The 17,677-nt window shown below is 69.1% G+C and carries 16 protein-coding genes; 6 read left to right on the forward strand and 10 right to left on the reverse strand.

Going from position 1 to position 17,677, the window contains the following annotated elements:
• A partial coding sequence (locus tag Mth01_RS20845; RefSeq protein WP_308440824.1) for a VOC family protein occupies positions 1–410 on the forward strand: 410 nt, incomplete at its 5' end.
• Here Mth01_RS20845 and Mth01_RS20850 read toward each other — a convergent pair.
• Positions 403–1,116, reverse strand: a complete 714-nt coding sequence (locus tag Mth01_RS20850) for a helix-turn-helix domain-containing protein (RefSeq protein ID WP_204017593.1) — start codon at positions 1,114–1,116, stop codon at positions 403–405. The two genes, Mth01_RS20845 and Mth01_RS20850, sit on opposite strands and share 8 nt — an antisense overlap.
• Before the next feature lie 171 nt (positions 1,117–1,287).
• Between Mth01_RS20850 and Mth01_RS20855 the strand changes: the two genes are divergently transcribed.
• Positions 1,288–3,588 carry a nitric-oxide reductase large subunit gene (locus Mth01_RS20855; RefSeq protein WP_204017594.1) on the forward strand — a complete coding sequence of 767 codons (2,301 nt, stop codon included), beginning with the start codon at positions 1,288–1,290 and terminating at the stop codon, positions 3,586–3,588.
• Between the two features lie 7 nt (positions 3,589–3,595).
• On the forward strand, positions 3,596–4,177 hold the full coding sequence (locus Mth01_RS20860) for a hypothetical protein (protein WP_204017595.1): 582 nt from the start codon (positions 3,596–3,598) through the stop codon (positions 4,175–4,177).
• Positions 4,178–4,197: 20 nt separating this feature from the next.
• Here Mth01_RS20860 and Mth01_RS20865 read toward each other — a convergent pair whose 3' ends face one another.
• The 6 genes from Mth01_RS20865 to Mth01_RS20890 form a co-directional block, all read right to left on the reverse strand.
• Entirely contained in the window at positions 4,198–5,016 is an 819-nt protein-coding gene (locus tag Mth01_RS20865) for an ABC transporter permease (protein ID WP_204017596.1), read from the reverse strand.
• Positions 5,016–5,786, reverse strand: a complete 771-nt coding sequence (locus tag Mth01_RS20870; RefSeq protein ID WP_204017597.1) for an ABC transporter permease — start codon at positions 5,784–5,786, stop codon at positions 5,016–5,018. The genes Mth01_RS20865 and Mth01_RS20870 overlap by 1 nt, the downstream gene beginning before the upstream one ends.
• Position 5,787: 1 nt before the next feature.
• Complete coding sequence (locus tag Mth01_RS20875; RefSeq protein WP_239089862.1) at positions 5,788–6,687, reverse strand: ABC transporter ATP-binding protein; 900 nt, start codon at positions 6,685–6,687, stop codon at positions 5,788–5,790.
• Positions 6,688–6,862: 175 nt separating this feature from the next.
• Positions 6,863–7,456 (reverse strand): TetR/AcrR family transcriptional regulator, encoded by a 594-nt coding sequence (locus Mth01_RS20880; protein WP_204017599.1) that lies wholly within the window; start codon positions 7,454–7,456, stop codon positions 6,863–6,865.
• Positions 7,457–7,543: 87 nt separating this feature from the next.
• Positions 7,544–8,248 carry an ATP-binding protein gene (locus tag Mth01_RS20885; RefSeq protein WP_204017600.1) on the reverse strand — a complete coding sequence of 235 codons (705 nt, stop codon included), beginning with the start codon at positions 8,246–8,248 and terminating at the stop codon, positions 7,544–7,546.
• 520 nt (positions 8,249–8,768) lie between these two features.
• Complete coding sequence (locus tag Mth01_RS20890; RefSeq protein WP_239089871.1) at positions 8,769–9,356, reverse strand: Uma2 family endonuclease; 588 nt, start codon at positions 9,354–9,356, stop codon at positions 8,769–8,771.
• 297 nt (positions 9,357–9,653) lie between these two features.
• Here Mth01_RS20890 and Mth01_RS20895 point away from each other — a divergent pair, with 297 nt between their 5' ends.
• The 3 genes from Mth01_RS20895 to Mth01_RS20905 all read left to right on the forward strand — a co-directional run bounded on the left by Mth01_RS20895 (position 9,654) and on the right by Mth01_RS20905 (position 12,166).
• Positions 9,654–10,148: a ribosomal protein L7/L12 gene (locus Mth01_RS20895; RefSeq protein WP_204017602.1), complete on the forward strand. Its 495-nt coding sequence runs from the start codon at positions 9,654–9,656 to the stop codon at positions 10,146–10,148.
• Positions 10,149–10,330: 182 nt separating this feature from the next.
• The gene (locus Mth01_RS20900; RefSeq protein WP_204017603.1) at positions 10,331–11,404 is read left to right on the forward strand and encodes a tyrosine-type recombinase/integrase; all 1,074 of its coding nucleotides are present in this window, start codon (positions 10,331–10,333) and stop codon (positions 11,402–11,404) included.
• A 60-nt stretch (positions 11,405–11,464) separates the two neighbouring features.
• Positions 11,465–12,166 (forward strand): HAD family hydrolase, encoded by a 702-nt coding sequence (locus Mth01_RS20905; protein WP_204017604.1) that lies wholly within the window; start codon positions 11,465–11,467, stop codon positions 12,164–12,166.
• On the opposite strand, the gene Mth01_RS20910 is transcribed toward Mth01_RS20905, so the two are convergent.
• The 3 genes from Mth01_RS20910 to Mth01_RS20920 form a co-directional block, all read right to left on the reverse strand.
• Positions 12,156–12,932, reverse strand: coding sequence for a GNAT family N-acetyltransferase (locus Mth01_RS20910; protein ID WP_204017605.1), 777 nt, complete (start codon positions 12,930–12,932; stop codon positions 12,156–12,158). The genes Mth01_RS20905 and Mth01_RS20910 overlap by 11 nt on opposite strands.
• A gap of 7 nt (positions 12,933–12,939) precedes the next feature.
• Positions 12,940–14,367 carry an adenylosuccinate lyase gene (purB, locus tag Mth01_RS20915; protein ID WP_204017606.1) on the reverse strand — a complete coding sequence of 476 codons (1,428 nt, stop codon included), beginning with the start codon at positions 14,365–14,367 and terminating at the stop codon, positions 12,940–12,942.
• A gap of 129 nt (positions 14,368–14,496) precedes the next feature.
• Positions 14,497–17,670, reverse strand: coding sequence for an efflux RND transporter permease subunit (locus Mth01_RS20920; RefSeq protein ID WP_204017607.1), 3,174 nt, complete (start codon positions 17,668–17,670; stop codon positions 14,497–14,499).
• Positions 17,671–17,677: the final 7 nt, after the last annotated feature.

Raw genomic sequence — 17,677 nt, forward strand, 5'->3', positions numbered from 1 at the left:
GCGTGACCGCCATGGCACCTGCTTTCGACCTGGTCGGCCTCGTCGTGGCCGACATGGGCAAGTCCCTCGCGTTCTACCGGCGGCTCGGTCTCGACATCCCCGCCACGGCCGACACCGAGCCACATGTAGAGGTGACCCTGCCCGGCGGGCTCCGCCTGGCCTGGGACACCATCGAGACGATCCGCTCCTTCGACACCTGGACGCCGCCCACCGGCGACCCCCGGATCAGCCTCGCCTTCCGCTGCGCGGGTCCGGAAGAGGTCGACCAGACCTACGCCGATCTGGTCGACGCCGGACACGAAGGGCACCGCCCGCCCTGGGACGCGTTCTGGGGGCAGCGCTACGCGGTCGTGCACGACCCGGACGGCAACGGAGTCGACCTCTTCGCGCCGCTGACGCCCGCTACCTGACCAGTACGGTGAGCGGCGCTCCGGCCAGGGAGCGCACTTCGCGGGCGAGGTGAGCCTGGTCGGCGTACCCAGCGGTCGCCGCCACGGCCGCGAAAGCGGTGCCGGCGCGAGCCATGTCCAACGCCCGGTTCATCCGCAGGATGCGGCCCAGTGTCCGGGGTCCGTAACCGAAGGCGCTCAGGCACCGCCGGTGCAACTGGCGCTCACTGAGACCTGCGCCGCCGGCGATCTCGGCGACCGGAGCGCCGGCACGCACCCGGGCCACGATCCAGGCCGACATCGGATCCGGACCATCAGACAGGGACAGGCGGCGCAGCGACATCTCTTCCAGCGCCACGCCGAGCGAGGCGGACACCCCTTGGCCCAGTCGGCTCGGCTGGTCGGCGTTCAGCCGGTCGGCCAGCCGCCGCACCTCCCCGGACGGCCACAGGTCGGCCAGGGGGATCCGCCGATCACGCAACTCGTGCGCGGGCACCCCGAAGACGGCGGGGCCCGTGCCGGGCGCGAAGCGCAGCCCGACAAAGCAGTCCACCCGGTCCCGCGTCAGATGCGCCCGCGTGTCCGGTCCGGCCACCAGCAGCTCGCCGTCGGCCCAGATCACGTCGGTGCATCCGTCGGGGAGCACCCGCTGCACACCGTGGGGCACTGGTGGGATCCGCCACCACAGCACCGCTCCAGGCACTCGCGACGCCTTTTCCCGGTACATGCCCTGCAGTATCCCGCGGATCTCCATCAGCCAGCGCCCCGTACGCTTCTGGCCCGGACAGGTGCCGACAAGATGACCGACTTATGACTGAGATCCCCTTATCCCCATAAACCTCGCTGGTCGACGCTGAGTTAAACGCCTCTCGTCGCACGCTGGAGCGAGGTGAGTCAGATGACCGCACCACCTTCCACGGATGCCGTGCCCCACGGTCGGTTACTGATCCACAAAGCCTGGGTCCAAGTCGCCGTCCTCGTCATCCTGTTCGGATTCCTCGTCCTGGGCGTGCTGGCCTACCTCACCTACCGGGACGAACCGCCCATCCCGCGGCAGGTCGTCGACGACAAGGGACAGGTCCTGTTCACCGGCGAGGACGTCACCGCGGGCCAGCAGGTGTTCCTGCGCGCCGGCCTGATGGAGTACGGATCGATCTTCGGCCACGGCGCCTACCTCGGCCCCGACTTCACCGCCGACTACCTGCACCGCGCGGCCACCATCGCACGGCCGAACGAACCCGGTGGCGACGCCGCCCTCATCGCCGACTTCCAGGCCAACCGCTACGACCCCGCCACCCAGACCCTGACCTTCAGCGGCCCCCAGACCACCGCCTACCTCGCCAACGAACGGCACTACGCCGACTTCTTCGGCGACCCGACCACCGGCAAGGGCCTGCTGCCCCATGCCATCACCGACTCCGCCGAGATCCACCAGCTCACCTCCTACTTCGCCTGGTCGGCCTGGGCCGCCGCCGCCCACCGACCCGGAGCCGACCACTCCTACACCAACTCCTGGCCCCCAGAACCACTGGTCGGCAACAAACCCACCGCCGAGAACATCGTCTGGAGCGTGCTGTCCCTCATCGCGCTGCTGGGCGGCATCGGCGCCCTGTTCGGCGTCTACGGCCGCTACGGCGACCGGCTCGGCTGGCGCGGCCGGCAGGCCGACACCCTGTCGTTCCGTCAACCCGGCGAGGTCGCGCTCACCCCCGCCCAGCGGGTCACCGCACTCTTCTTCTTCGTGGTCGCCGCACTGTTCGTGGCGCAGTCGCTCCTCGGCGGCGCCTCCGAACACTACCGCGCCGACCTCGGCAGCTTCTTCGGAATCGACCTGGCCCAACTCCTGCCGTACAACCTCACCCGGACCTGGCACCTGCAGATGGCGCTGTTCTGGGTGGCGGCCGCCTTCCTGGCCGCCGGCATCTTCCTGGCGCCCATCATCGCCAGGCGGGAACCCCGCGGCCAGGACCGCCTCTCGCTGATCCTGCTCGGCGCGCTGGTCATCGTGGTCGTCGGCAGCCTGCTGGGGGAGTTCTTCAGCATCCGCGGCATGGTGCCTCCCAGTGCCCAGTTCATCGGCGCCAACCAGTACGAATACCTCGACCTGGCCCGCCTCTGGCAGATCCTGCTCACCGCCGGCATGGGCCTGTGGGCCTTCATCCTGTGGCGGGGCCTGCGCGGCCGGCTGCGCGGCGAGCACCGCGGCAACCTGCCCTGGATGTTCTTCTGGGCCGCCCTCGCCATCCCGGTCATCTACGCCGTCGGCCTCCTCAGCCGTACGCAGGACACCTTCACCTCCGCCGACTTCTGGCGCTTCTGGGTGGTGCACCTGTGGGTGGAGGACTTCCTGGAACTGTTCACCACCGTGATGGTCGCCTACATCTTCGTGCTACTCGGCGTCGTCCGCGAGAAGGTCGCCCTCACCGTCGTCTACCTCGACATCGTGCTGTACTCCGTCGGCGGCGTCATCGGCACCATGCACCACCTCTACTTCAGCGGCGAACCGGCCCAGCACATGGCCCTGGGCGCCTTCTTCTCCGCGGCCGAGGTCATCCCACTCACCTTCCTCACCGTCGAGGCGTGGAGCTTCCTGCAGCTCGGCGCCCGCCAGGAGTCCACCTCACCCACGCCGTTCCCGCACCGCTGGGCCGTGATGTTCCTCGTGGCCGTCGGCTTCTGGAACTTCCTCGGCGCGGGCATCTTCGGTTTCCTGGTCAACCTGCCCATCGTGTCGTACTACGAGATCGGCACCGGTCTCACCGCCAACCACGCCCACGGCTCCATGATGGGCGTGTACGGCATGCTCGCCATCGCGATGGCACTGTTCTGCCTGCGCTACATGATCCCGCCCCGGCTCTGGCCGGACCGCCTGGCCAAGATCTCCTTCTGGTCCCTGAACATCGGCCTGGCCTGGATGTGCTTCGCCACCCTCCTGCCGGTCGGCATCCTGCAGCTCTACCACGCCGTCCACACCGGCTACTGGCACGCACGCAGCCTCAAATACCTCACCAACCCGACGAACAGCCTGATCGAGTGGCTCCGCCTGCCCGGCGACGCGCTGTTCATCGTCGGCGGGGCACTGCCGTTCCTCTACATCACCTGGCTCGGCCTGCGCCACGCCGCCAAGGCCAAACCCGCCACCCCCGGAGAGCCGGAAGACCGACTCTTCACCGAGATCACCGGACCGGCCGGCAGGTGAGGCGGCCATGACCGAAATCACGACGATCGGCATCACGACCGAAGTCCTGCTCGCCGGCGGCTACGCCGCCCTGCTCATCGTCATCGCCTACGGCCTGGACCTGCTGGCCCGGCACGCTCACGGCCGGACCGAACGCTTCCGCACCGGGGGATTCCGCTACGACCCCGACCACGACCACTGGACCTGCCCGCAAGACCAACTGTTGCGGCCGCACGCATACGACCACCATCGGCGACTGGTCCGCTACCGCGCCCCCGCGGCCGCCTGCGCCGACTGCCCGGCCAGGATGCTGTGCACCGACTCCGACGACGGCCGCGAGATCACCCGCACGGTCGACCCCTGGCCCCACTCCGAGGCGGGACGGTTCCACCGCGGCATCGCCCTGACCCTCGTCACGCTCGCCACCGTGATCGTGCTGGCCGAACTGCTCCGCCACCACCACCCCGCAGAACTGATCACGCTCGGCGCCCTGCTGACCGCATGCCTGGCCACCGGCTGGCGGCTCACCGACCACCTGCGCGCCACCCCCGACGGCTTCCCCACTCCCGCCCACTACCAGGGCCTGCCGCCCACCCTCAAAGGCGATTAGGCGGTGAAACGATTAGGCGGTTAAACGCAGAGCATCCTGGTCAGGCGGCGAGAGGCCAACCACAACCCGCCGACGACCATCGCCGCCAGGTAGGCCGCGTGCCCGAGCGACCCCAGGCCGACCACCCCGAGACACAGCCCGCGCACCAACTCCACCGCGTGGTACAGCGGAGTGACCTGGATCAGGACCTCCATGACCAGCGGATAGTCCTGCACAGGGGAGAAGGTCCCCGAGAACAGGAACAACGCGAACTGACCGACGCTCATCAGGTCGAAGTCCTGCCAGCCGCGCATCAGCGTGCTGATCGCCATGCCGACCGCACCGAACGCCAACCCGACCAGCACGGACGCCGGGAACGCGGCCAGCGCCCCGCCGGGCGTGGTCAGCCCCATCGCCACCATCACGACCAGGAAAGCCGCCGTGTACACCGCGCCGCGGACGACTGCCCACACCAGCTCACCCACCGCGAGCTCGATCGGCCGCACCGGCGTCGCCAGCACCGCCTCGAAGGTCTTGGCGTACTTGAACTTGTGGAAGAAGTTGAACGTCGTCTCAGCAAGGACCCCCGTCATCGCCGACACCGCCAGCATCGCCGGAGCGACGAACGCCGCGTACGACATGCTCCGCCCGCCGACCGTGATGTCCCCGACCAGCGCGCCCACTCCGACACCGATCGACAGCAGATACAGCACCGGCTCGAAGAAACCCGACAGCAACACGACCCAGTACGACGGGCCGGACCGCAGCGCGCCCACATTGCGGTTGATCACCGCACCCACCCGGCCGGGGGAGACCCGGCCGACGGCCCTCGCGGGGGACGCCACGAACGTGGTCAGCATCAGTCCTCCAGCCTGCGCCGGAACGCGAGCACCGCCAGGGCCACGCCACCGACCGCCCACACCAGCAGATATCCCACATGCACGGCCAGCGGCCACGCGGTCGCCCGGCCGAGCGTCGCCGCCCGGCACATCTCGACCCCATGCCACATCGGCGACGCGTACGCCAGGGGCCGCACCACCGCGGGCAACTGCTCCACGGGAAAGAACACCCCGGCGAACAGCGTCGACGGGATCATCACGAGGCGGAACAACAGCGAGAAATAGCTGTCATGGTCGATCCGGGCGGCGAACGCCGTCACCGGCGCAGCGGTCGCCGCGATCAGCAACCCGCACACCACCGGGGTGGCCAGCGACCACGGCGAGTGCAGCCCGCCGAAGAACACCACGACCACCAGGAAGGCGAGCACCGCGGCCTCAGCCCGCAACACCAGGTAGAGCAGGTGCCCGCAGACCATGTCCACCGGCCGCACCGGTGTCGCACGCATCGCGTGATAGGCCCGGACGTACTTGAAGTCGCCCAGCACCGCGTACGTCGACTCACCCAGCGCGATCTGGAAGGCCGTCGAGGCGAGCACCCCCGGCACGATCCACGACAGGTAGTCGACGCCCTCGACCGAACCGACATAGCGCCCGACCCCGATGCCGATGCTGATCAGGAACAGCACCGGCAGGACGAAGGACGAGAAGATCGAAGCCTGCCACAGCCGGCGGTACAGCGTCAGTTGCCGGTTCAGCACGGCCAGCGTGGGATGCAGGGTTCCAGCCGTCATGTCAATCCACCAACGTCCGACCGGTCAGCTGGAGGAACACGTCCTCCAGGGTGGAGCGCCGCACCAGCACAGTGGACGGCGTCAGACCCCGCCGGTGCACCTCGGCCAGCGCCGCGTCCCCGTCGTCGGCGTAGACCAGCACCCGGTCGGGCAGCGGATCGATCCGCTCCCCGACGCCCGCCAGCTTCGCCGCGTAATCGGCGTTGAAATCCAACCCGTCGGGAAAGCGCAACTCGACCACCTCGGCCGTGGAGTAGGTCTCGATCAGCGAACGCGGCGACCCCTCCGCGATGATCTTCCCGCCGTCCATCACCACCAGCCGGTCGCACAGCTGCTCGGCCTCGTCCATGTAGTGCGTCGTCAACACCAGCGTCGTGCCACGCTGCTTCAGCCGGAACAGCCGCTCCCACAACAGGTGCCGGGCCTGCGGGTCCAGCCCCGTCGTGGGCTCGTCCAGCAGCACCAGGTCGGGCTCGTTGACCAGCGCCCGCGCGATCGTCAGCCGCCGCTTCATGCCACCCGACAGCGGCTCCACCTTGCCCTTCGCCCGGTCCGACAACCGCACGAACTCCAGCAGCTCATCGGCCCGGCGGTGACTCTCCGACCGCGACAGCCCGAAATACCGCGCGTACGTCGTCAGGTTCTCCCGCACCGTCAGATCGGGATCGAGATTGTCCAACTGCGGGCAGACCCCCAGCCGCGCCCGGATCGCGGTGCCGTCCCGCACCGGGTCCATGCCCAGGATGCGCAGCTCCCCGGAGGTCGGCACGGACACACACCCGATCATGCGCATGGTCGAGGACTTGCCGGCCCCGTTCGGCCCCAGGAAGCCGAACGCCTCGCCGGGAGCCACCTCCAGGTCGATCCCGTCGACCGCGGTGAAATCACCGAAACGTTTCACCAGGTCACGAGCGAAAATCAAGGGTTGATCAGCCACATCTGCCGACCCTAGCCAACGCCCCCGACAATTCCGCAACAGGTTTTCCCGCACCGCTGCCGACCCCCCTCGCAGGCCAACGCGGACGAGTTCACGCCCACGGCCTCCGCTTCGGCCCGAAGCGACGTCTGCCCTGCCATCACCCGCGCGCGATTCCCTCCCTGGAGGAGGACGGCCAGTTCTCCAGGGCGATATGGAGGGCATCCAGCCCCCGCTCCCAGGACGTCCGTACCGGACGGGAATGCCGGAACCCCGCAGACGCCTCGATGACGACGTAGCCGTGAAACGCACTGCGCAGCAGACGCACCGCATCGGTGAGGTCCGGCTCGGCCAGACCGTACGCGCGCAGCATCGCGGGCGGCGCCTCGATGAGGCTCCGGTGGCCCGGCGACCGGGCGAGCACCTCGGGAGAGATCTCCATCTGCGTCGCCGCGTAGCGACCGGGATGCTTCAGCGCGAACTCCCGGTAGGCGTGCGCGAAAGCGGTCAGCGCGTCCCTGCCGGCCCGGCCCGCGATCGCGGCGTTGATCCGCTCGGCGAAGTCGCGTGCGGCCAGCACCGCGACCCGCGTCCGAAGGTCCTGAACGCTCTTCACATGGGAGTACAGACTGGCGTCCTTCACCCCGAAACGCCGCGCCAGCGCCGAGATGGTGATGTTGCCGAACCCGACCTCATCGGCCAGATCCGCCGCCGCCTCCACCACCCGGTCAGCCGTCAACCCGGCCCGCGCCACCCCCCACCTCCGACAATCCTCAGTTTTCTAGGTAAATTCCTAATATACCTAGGCAGGGTGGGAAGGAGGAAATGCTCGCCTCTTGGCTCAGTCCAGGTCGCGCAGCCCCTGCAGGACCCGCAACAACGTATCCCGATCGGGCCCCTCCGCCCGTTCGGCCCGATGATGCCGCCGCACCCGCCGGGGCAGCGCCTGCGCCGGTACGGCGAGAGCCGCGGCCGGGGGAGAACCGACCGTTGCGACGGCCCGCACCGGAACAGAAACCTCCGGGGGAGCGCCCTCCCCGGCAGAAGCAGAATCGGCGGCGACCACAGGGGATGTCGGCAGCTCACACCACACGATCTTGCCCCGGTCCCGCGCCGTGTGATACCCCCAGCGCGTCGCCAGACAGTCCACGAGCTCGAGCCCGCGGCCGCCCTCCTCGAGTCCTCCATCGCCCGGACCGCCGTCACGGCGGGGGACCGGCGCGCCCGCGCTCGCGTCCCACACCTCGATGAACAGGCTGCGCGACCGCGCCGACAGACGCAGCCGTACCGCGACGCTGCGCAGCGTCACGGGGAACATCGACGACACGATCGGTGGACTGGACACCGCGTTGGTCGCCCGAACCGCGTTCGTCACCAACTCCGACACCAGCAACTCGGCCGTCTCGACCAGATGCGGCAACCCCCACAGCCCGAGCTGAGCGCACGCGAAGGCACGGGCACGGCGGGGTGCGGTCCAGCCGGAACCGAGCACCTTGTGCGCGGACCCGCCACCGTCGTCCCCCTTGGGGAAAGGAGATGTCAGCATGCCCGCGAAGGCATCCGGATGGCCCGGCCGCAGGCGGCCCGAGCGGCAAGCGTCGGAAATCGCATGGCTCCGATAATCCGCCATCAACCCGCGTGAGGTGACCGGGTTGACTCGATTGGACGGTATTTTCTTCCCGCGCTGTTAACTGTATTTCTCCTCGGAATGGGTTTCTTCCGCCCGCACGTCACCCCCCGGCTGGAGAGGCTCGCAAACCGTCGAAAACGATGTCGAGAAGCCGGCCGATCCAGGTATTCCAACGCTGACAGCGGTCCGTCCCGGGTGACCCGCCCGCGGCCGACGACTTCGAGGACCTCAGCGTGGACGACGTATCGTCGAATGGCCGTTCAACCCTCCCGGCACCTCACGCAAGGCGGCAAGACGCAGCGGGGGAGCGGCTTCACAGGCGCGGTGCCACCTCCAACTCAGACCTCGGATGTTGTTCAGCCTCATCGTCCGCCCGAACCGCGGGCCGGCTTCCAACAGCCCCACGACAGCCTGATCAACGCCATCCCGTGGCAACTCACGCGCCCGACAGGGAATCGAACCCGACATCAACCGGAACCGGGCCGTCCAGCGACAATCGGCGGGTGTGGAGGCACACCAGGTGGTACCTGCCTTCCGACAGGCGGTACTCCTCGATCAACTCCACTCCGTCGAGGGCCTCGTTCAGAAACACGATCAGATACACCGGGATCCCCGCCGCGGCGTAGGCGGCCTTCTTGTCGACCGTATCCGTCCGAAACGAGCTCTCCGGTGACACGATCTCCACAACCAGCACCACGTCACTGGCATACAAGCGTCGATCATCCGGCAGGCATCGATAGACGGTCACATCCGGACGTCGCAGATTCAACGGAACGTCACTGATCCGCACGTCGACGTCCGTCTCCACCATCAGGCACGGCTGAGGTTTACGTCCCTGCTCCAGCACCGCCGCCAAGCGTCGTCCCACACGGTTGTGCAGCCGCGAGGGACTCTCACACTTGACGATGTGACCGTCGATCACCTCGATGGTCCGGCAGAAGTCCTCCGGCAGCGCCGCGTACTCCTCCGCCGAGATCTGCGCCGGAATCCACCGGTACCAATCTTCAGGAGCGCCGCTCGACATCGTTATCACCGCCACCCAACTCCCAGACCACGCCCACCGAAGGAGAGCGGATCAGACCTCTTCCAACCCTTAAACGTTGCGACCACCGGCGAGGCTCCGGCCGTGAAAAGCCCCGGTCAGCCGAAGACAGCCTAACTCAGCGACACCGGACAGAACGATCACAGCCGACGGAGGGGGAGCGCCCGCGAACAGACTACTTGACATAATGTCCATTATCGCGCATCGCGTGATGCCTCCGGGAGAGGGGAGAAACCCGGTCCTGCGCCCGGTTCGGCCCAGACGTCAATCCGTTCATCTTTGGCCACCCGATGGGCGGAGTCGTACGATCACAGAGTGGTTGGATTAGGGACCTTTGAAGTTCTTTTCCTGTTACTCGGCGGCCTCGTGCTCGGAGCGGTGATCTTTGTGATCTTCGCCGCCGTCCGAGCGGGGGCACGGCCCGGCGGGCAGCTCGCCTGGCGGACGCCGGGCCTGTTGCCGCCCATTCCGGCCCACGTACAGCACGAGGTGCGGGAAATGTGGGCGGCCGGCCGGAAGATCGAGGCGATCAAGCTCATCCGGGAACGCACCGGGCTCGGCCTCAAAGAGGCGAAGATGATCGCGGAAACCCTGGGAGCCGGCCAGGCCGTGCCCGTCCACCCGGCAGGGTCCGCCCACCTCGCCGCACCCGATCTGGCGACGCGGGTACGCGAGCTCAAGGCGGCCGGCCGCATCGAACAGGCCGTGTTCCTGGTGCGCGGCGAAACCGGAATGGGACAAACCGAGGCTGAAGCATTCGTAAACACGCTCTAGACGTCATATCGGACAGAAGGTGAATTCTGTCGGGTATCGGGCACTTCTCCTCACTGGCGGCGCAGCATGCCAGCTGCACAAGCCCTGTTGTCCATCACCCGAGCGTCCATCTGCCCTCAAAGGTGAACGGTTCACCGCACACCGGGGGCTTACTGTCGGTCGTGATCGGTACTGTGTAGATCATGCTGCCCGCCCAGATGAACCGACTGACCGTGCAGGAGGCCGCCGACCGCTACGTGGAGCTGGTCCGGGCCAGGACACTGACCGGGGCCCTCTCCCCCGCCACCGCCGAAGTGTACGCACGGGACGTCGCCACGTTCGTACGCCTGGCCGGCCCGGAGCGGGTGCTCGACGACCTGACCGGTGAGGACATCGACGCAGCCCTGCTGGCCTTCGCCCGCAAACCAGACGAAAGACGCACAACAACGGCCCAACCACCCAGGCGCGACGCACCCGGAAAAGGGCTGCAGAGCGCGGCGTCGCAGGCGCGGTTCCGCCGATCGGTGTCCGCGCTTTTCAAACATGCGGCGGTCGCGGGGTGGGTGCATCTCAACCCGATGGCGGCCTCGTCTGTGACGGCACGGGAACGCGGCGGGCTGCGCCCGGAGCGCCGCGCCCTGACCAGGGAGCAGGCCGAGGGGTTGATCCAGGCTGCCCGATCCCCCGCCGCCGAGGCCGGCCCGGCGAAGCCGAAGCGGCGGGACCAGCGGACCGAGGTGCGCGACGCGCTGATCGTACTGCTGCTGGTCACGCTCGGACCGAGGGTGTCGGAGCTGGTCCGGGCCAACGTGGAGGACTTCTACACCAACGACGGGGTGCGCTACTGGCGGATCTTCGGCAAGGGCGGGCGGACGAGGGACGTCCCCCTCCCACAGGACGTCGCCCTGCTACTCGACGCCTACCTTCAGGCACGGCCGGGCGGCGGGGACGACAAGGCGCTGCTGCTGTCGTGGCGCGGACGCAGGCTGGCACGCGGTGACGTACAGGCGGTGATCGACCGGGTGCAGCAGCGGGTGGAGCCCGGGCAGCGCCGCGATGTGACCCCGCACGGCTTACGGCACACGACCGCCACGCACCTGCTGGCCGACGGCACCGACATGGACGCGGTGCGCCGGGTGCTGGGCCACAGCGACCTGTCGACTCTCGGCCGCTACCGCGACGAGTTGCCCGGTGAACTGGAGGCGGCGATGAACTTCCACCCCCTGCTCCGCCGCAACGCCACCCGGCCAGGCGCGGACGATTCCGGCGAGAGCTGAAAGCCGCGCGTGCGGCGAACGTTTCCGCCGGCTCCGTCCGGCCTGAGAGAATCGCTGCTTGTGATCAGGGCAATTCTGTTCGACCTCGACGAGACCCTCTTCGACCACCGCGATGCGGTTGCCCACGGCGTCACCTGCTGGACCGAGTCGATCTCCCCCGGCCATAAACTGCTGGCGCAGACCCCCTCGCTGTGGCGGGAACTGGAGGACAAGCACCTGCCTGCCTGGCATTCCGGGGAGTGCTCCTTCGAGGAGCAGCGGCGCAGGCGCCTGCGGGAGTTCTGCGTACGGCTCGGCCTGCCCGTGCCGCCGAATCTGGATGCGGCGTTCGCTGACTTCCTCACGCATTATGAGACCGCCTGGGCGGCCTTCCCCGACGCCGCGCCGGTGCTGGACGTCCTCCGCGACAGCGGCCGGGGGCTGACGCTGGCCGTGCTGACCAACGGGGTGCCCGTGCAGCAGGAGGCCAAGCTGCGCCGCCTCGGGTTGCTGGACCGGCTCGACCCGGTGCTGACGCCCGACTCGCTCGGCGGCCGTTTCAAGCCGGAGCCGGAGTGCTACCTGCGGGCTGCCGCGAAGTTGGGCCTGCGCCCGGATGAGGTGCTGCTCGTGGGCGACAATCTCGAACTCGACGCGATCGGCCCGACCCGGGTCGGCATGCACGGCGTCTGGCTGGACCGCCACCGCACCGGCCTGCGCGTGCCCGCTCCGGTCGTCACGATTGGCACGCTGACCGAACTGCCGGGCGTCGTCAATCGGTGACGACCCTGGATGACGCGACGCGCCGACGGGCGAAACCGAGCCGCTCATAGACGCCGATGGCGGTGTCGTTCCAGTCGTCCACCATCAGCGCCGCCCTGCCGTGCTCGGCCAGCAGCGCCTCGGTGACGAACCGGCAGACCCGCTCCCCCAGGCCACGCCGGCGGGCCCGTACGGCCGTCGCCACCCCGGCGATCAGGCCGACGCCCGGCGCGGACCAGGCATCGGCCGCGACGGCGAGCAGTTCGCCCCCGCTGCCGCGGATACCCGCCCAGCGGTGCACCCCGGCCAGGCCCGGAACGGCATAAGAGTCGGGATGGGCCGTTGTGAGCAGGTCCGCCACGCCGGGTTCGTCGTCGCCGTCCAACCATCCCGCCCGCTCGTACGGCTCCCGGGCGGACGGCTCCCGGGCGGGCGGTCCGAGTGCGTACGGCTCGGGCGGCTTGCGCGTCACCATCCAGGAGAAATTGGCTGAAAAGTGGATCTTCTCGATCTTCTGTGTCACTTCACGGACGACATCGGCGTCACCGAACGGCCGGAACGACGGACCCACCTCGGCCAGGGCATGCCGTACCAGCGGGATGGCGTGGGCGGCGCCGCCCCGGATGGCGAGCCGGTCGCCGCGAGCGATCTGTGGGCCGGCCACGGCGACGGCGTCGCCGTACGCCCAGGCCCGAACGCCGGGTTTCATGCCCTGGGCCGCCCACACGATCAGGTCATCGTCATCGGAGGCGGCCACGACATCCTCGATGCCCGTCAACTCCCGCACCGCGGGCTCAGAGGATGGCGCCGGGGGTGTAGGCGGCGGCCTCGGGATGGCGTGCGGCGATCTCGCCGATTCGCCCGGTGAGCTCGGCCACCTGGGCGGCGGCGCCGCCGGTGAAGGAGATCCGGTCGGCGAGCAGGGCGTCCAGCTCGGCCCGGCCGAGGGGGAAGCGGGAGTCGGCCGCGAGCCGGTCCAGCAGTTCGTTGGCGGCGCCCCGTGACCGCATGGCCAGCGCCGAGGCGACGGCGTGCTCCTTGATGATCTCGTGGGCGGTCTCCCGGCCGACGCCGGCCCGCACCGCTGCCATCAGCATCTTGGTGGTGGCCAGGAACGGCAGGTAGCGGTTCAGCTCGGCCTCGATGACGGCGGGGAACGCGCCGAACTCGTCGAGCACGGTCAGCATCGTCTCGATCAGGCCGTCGAAGGCGAAGAACGCGTCGGGCAGGGCGACCCGGCGGACCACCGAGCAGGACACGTCACCCTCGTTCCACTGGTCTCCGGCGAGTTCCCCGGCCATCGAGGCGTACCCGCGCAGGACGACGGTCAGGCCGTTGACACGCTCGCAGGAGCGGGTGTTCATCTTGTGCGGCATCGCCGACGAGCCGACCTGGCCCTCGGCGAACCCCTCGGTGACCAGCTCGTGCCCGGCCATCAGCCGGATCGTCTTGGCCAGCGACGACGGCGCGGCGGCCAGTTGCACCAGCAGCGTGAGTACGTCGTAGTCGAGCGAACGCGGGTAGACCTGTCCGACGCTGGTGAAGCGCCGGGCGAAGCCGAGATGGGCGGCGACCCGGTCCTCCAGCTGCGCCAGCCGCTCCTGTGAGCCGAGCAGGTCCAGCATGTCCTGGGCGGTGCCGACCGGGCCCTTGATCCCGCGCAGGGGGTAGCGCTCCAGCAGGCCTTCCAGCCGCGCGTACGCCACCAGCAGCTCGTCGGCCGCGGTCGCGAAGCGCTTGCCGAGGGTGGTCGCCTGCGCGGCGACGTTATGGGAGCGGCCGGCCATGACGGTGGCGGCGTGCTCGCCGGCCAGCCTGCCGAGCCGGGCGAGCAGCGCGACGACCCGGTCGCGGACCAGCAGCAGGCTGTCGCGGATCTGCAGTTGCTCGACGTTCTCGGTCAGGTCGCGGGAGGTCATGCCCTTGTGCACGTGTTCGTGGCCGGCGAGCGCGTTGAACTCCTCGATGCGGGCCTTCACGTCGTGCCGGGTGACGCGTTCGCGTTCGGCGATGGCGGCCAGGTCGACGAGGTCGGCGACCTTCTCGTAGTCGGCGATCGCCTGGCCGGGCACGGCGATCCCGAGGTCGGCCTGGACCTTGAGCACCGCGAGCCACAGCCTGCGCTCCAGCACGATCTTGTGCTGCGGGGACCACAGGCGGGCCAGCTCCGGCGAGGCGTAGCGGGCGGCCAGGACATTCGGGATACGCGGCTTGACACTCACGTTGGCACAGTCTATTGGCCGCCCTCTCACTGCTGTCATCGGGCGTTCCCCGGATGAGAACGCCCACGATCCGCGACCGCGCCGACCGCTCCTGACAGAGCGATGCGGTCAGCGCGGTCGCGGCGGTTGTCACTTGACCGGGGTGAGGGATTTCTCGTCGTAGATCGTCACCTCGGGGCCGTCCGCCCGGGTCTTGGGCGTACGGCGCTTCCGCAGCCGTTCCTTGGTGCGCTCGACCATCGTGTACAGGGTCGGCACCAGGACCAGCGTGAGCAGGGTCGAGGAGATCAGGCCGCCGATGACGACGATGGCCAGCGGCTGGGAGATGAAACCGCCGGAACCGGTCACGCCGAGCGCCATCGGGGTCAGCGCGCAGATCGTCGCGATCGCGGTCATCAGGATCGGGCGCAGCCGTCGCCGGCCACCCTCCATGACGGCCTCCACGATGCCCATCCCCTTGTCCCGGTACTGGTTGACCAGGTCGATCAGCACGATCGCGTTGGTGACCACGATGCCGATGAGCATCAGCATGCCGATCAGCGCCGGCACGCCGAGAGCGGTGTCGGTGACCAGCAGCAGCCCGAGCGCGCCGGTCGCCGCGAACGGGATCGACACCAACAGGATCAACGGTTGCACCAGGCTGCGGAACGTCGCCACCATGATCAGGAAGACGATCGCGACGGCCAGCAGCATGGCCAGACCGAGATCGGCGAACGCGTCCTCCTGATCGGCGCTGGCACCGCCGATCTCGTAGTGCACCCCGGCCGGCAGCTTCATCCCCTTGAGCTTGGCGTCCACCTCCGCGGTGATCGCGCCGAGATCCGCGGCCTCGGCCCTGCCGGAGACGGTCGCGGTCCGTGTCCCGTCCTGGCGGGTGATCTGCGTCGGGCCCGCGGCCTCCACCACGTCGGCGACGTCACTCAGCTTGGCCATGCCGGTCGCCGTCGGCACCTGGACGGCGCGGATCGCGGCCAGGTCGGTGGGCGCGTCACCGCCGCGCAGCACGATGTCGCTGGAGCGGCCGTCGACGTCGATCTGGCCGATCGGCGCGCCACGGAAGGCCTGCGCGACGACCTGGCCGATGCCGGCCTCGGTCAGGCCCAGGGCCGCCGCCTTCTCCCGGTCGACGTGGACCTCCACCCTCGGCGTGCTGTCTTCCAGGTTTGAGGCGACATCACGCAGGCCTTCGATGCCGGTGAGCGCGTCGCGGACGGAGACGGCCGCGGCCTTCAGCACGGCGGTGTCGGAACCCCGCAGGATGACCTGGACCTGGTCGGAGTTGAAGCCTCCGCCTCCCCCGCCGACGGTGATGTCGCCGACGCCCGGCACACCCTTGAGCCGGTCGCGCAGCGTCTGCTCCAGCACCGGGGTGTCGGTCCCTTCGGCGACCGTCACGGAGTACGTCGCGCGGTCGGCGGAGCCGCCCAGTCCGCCGAGCATCCGGTTTCCGCCGCCGACGGTCACCTGGTAGGACTCCACCCCTGTGAGGGACCCGAGGACCGCTTCGACCTTCTTGGCCGCCGAGTCCGTGGTGGCCAGATCCGTCCCGGTGGGCATCCGCTGGGTGATCTGCGTGGTGTCCATGCCGGAAGAGTCGAGGAAGTTCGTCTTCAGGTGCGGCGCCAGCGCCATCGTCCCGGCGAACACCACCAGGCCGATCAGCAGCGTGACCAGCCGCCTGCTGGTGGCGAACCGCAGCACCGGCAGATAGGCCCGTTGCAGGGGGTTGCGCAGCTCCCGGCGTTCGGCGTCCTCCCGCACCGCCTCGATCTCCTGCGCGGACATCGCGGGCGCCTTCAGGAACCAGTACGCCAGGACCGGGATCACGGTCAGCGCGACCAGCAGCGAGGCCAGCAGCGCCACGGTCACCGTGACCGCGAACGGGTTGAACAGCTCCCCCACCATGTCGCCGACGAACGCGATCGGCAGGAACACCGCGACCGTGGTCAACGTCGAGGCCGTCACCGCGCCGGACACCTCGCGCACCGCGGTGAGGATGGCGCGGCGTTTCTCCTCGCCGTAGGCGAGGTGCCGCTTGATGTTCTCCAGCACCACGATCGAGTCGTCGACGACGCGGCCGATGGCGATCGTCAACGCGCCGAGCGTCAGCATGTTGAGCGAGTAGTCGCCCAGCCACAACGCGATCAGCGCGATGATCACCGACAGTGGGATCGACACCGCGGTGACCAGCGTCGACCGCACCGACAGCAGGAACACCAGGATGACCAGCACGGCGAACGCCAGGCCGAGCAGGCCCTCGGTGGTGAGGTCCCCGATCGACCGCTCGATGTAGGGGGCCTGGTCGAACACCACGGTCAGCTCGGCCGCGTCGCCCAGGTCACGGGTCAGGTCGGGAACGGCGTCTCGTACCGCGTGGGAGATCCGTACGGCGTTGCCGTCCGGGGTCATCGTGATCGACACGCCCATGCTGGGGCGGCCGTTGGTGCGGGTCAGCGACGTGACCGGGGCGTCCTGCACGGCGACCGTGGCGACGTCGCCGAGCTTGACCGGCTTGCTCGGTTTGGCGGGCTTGGCGCGGGTGCCCGGCTGGGCGGGGGCGGCGGCCGGTGTCAGATACAGGTTCTTCAGGTCGTCGACACTGCCGATGCGGTCTCCGGTCTGCACGGTCAGCGACTTACCGTCGTCGGTCAGCGTGCCCGCCGGGATCGTCACGCCGTTGGCGCGCAGCAGATCCGGGATCGCCGCCGGTGACACGCTGGCCAGGACCATCTTGACCGGATCGGGCGTGATCACGACCTGCTTCTCGTGAGCGCCGCTGACGGCGACGTCGCGGACCCCCTCGATCGTCTGCAGCCGCGGCACCACGGTCTTGTCGATTTTTCCGGCCGTGCCCTGCTCGTCGCCGCCGTCGCTCACCGCGATGACCATGACCGGGATGTCGTCGGTGCTCCCGGCCACGATCTGCGGGTCGACACCGGCCGGAAGCTGAGCCTTGACCCGGCTCACCGCCTGCTGCATCTTGCCGATCACGGCGTCGACGTCGGTGCCGTACTCGTATTTCACCTGGATCTGGGCCAGGCCCTCCTTTGAGGTGGAGGTGATGCCGGTGAGCCCCGGGATGCCCTGGAAGCCGTTCTCGATCGGCTTGGTGACCCGCTCTTCGACGATCTCCGGGGCGGCGCCGGGGTAACTCGCCACCGCGAAAGCGGCGGGGAACTCCAGCGACGGGAAAAGCTGCTGCTTCAGGGAGGGGATCGCGAGAGCGCCGAACACGCCCAGCACGAGTGTGATCAATATCACGAGAGTGCGGTTGGCGAGGCTCAGCCTGGCCAGGGAGGTCATCGCGGGG

It is taken from the genome of Sphaerimonospora thailandensis (assembly GCF_016863115.1).
Lineage (GTDB): Bacteria > Actinomycetota > Actinomycetes > Streptosporangiales > Streptosporangiaceae > Sphaerimonospora > Sphaerimonospora cavernae.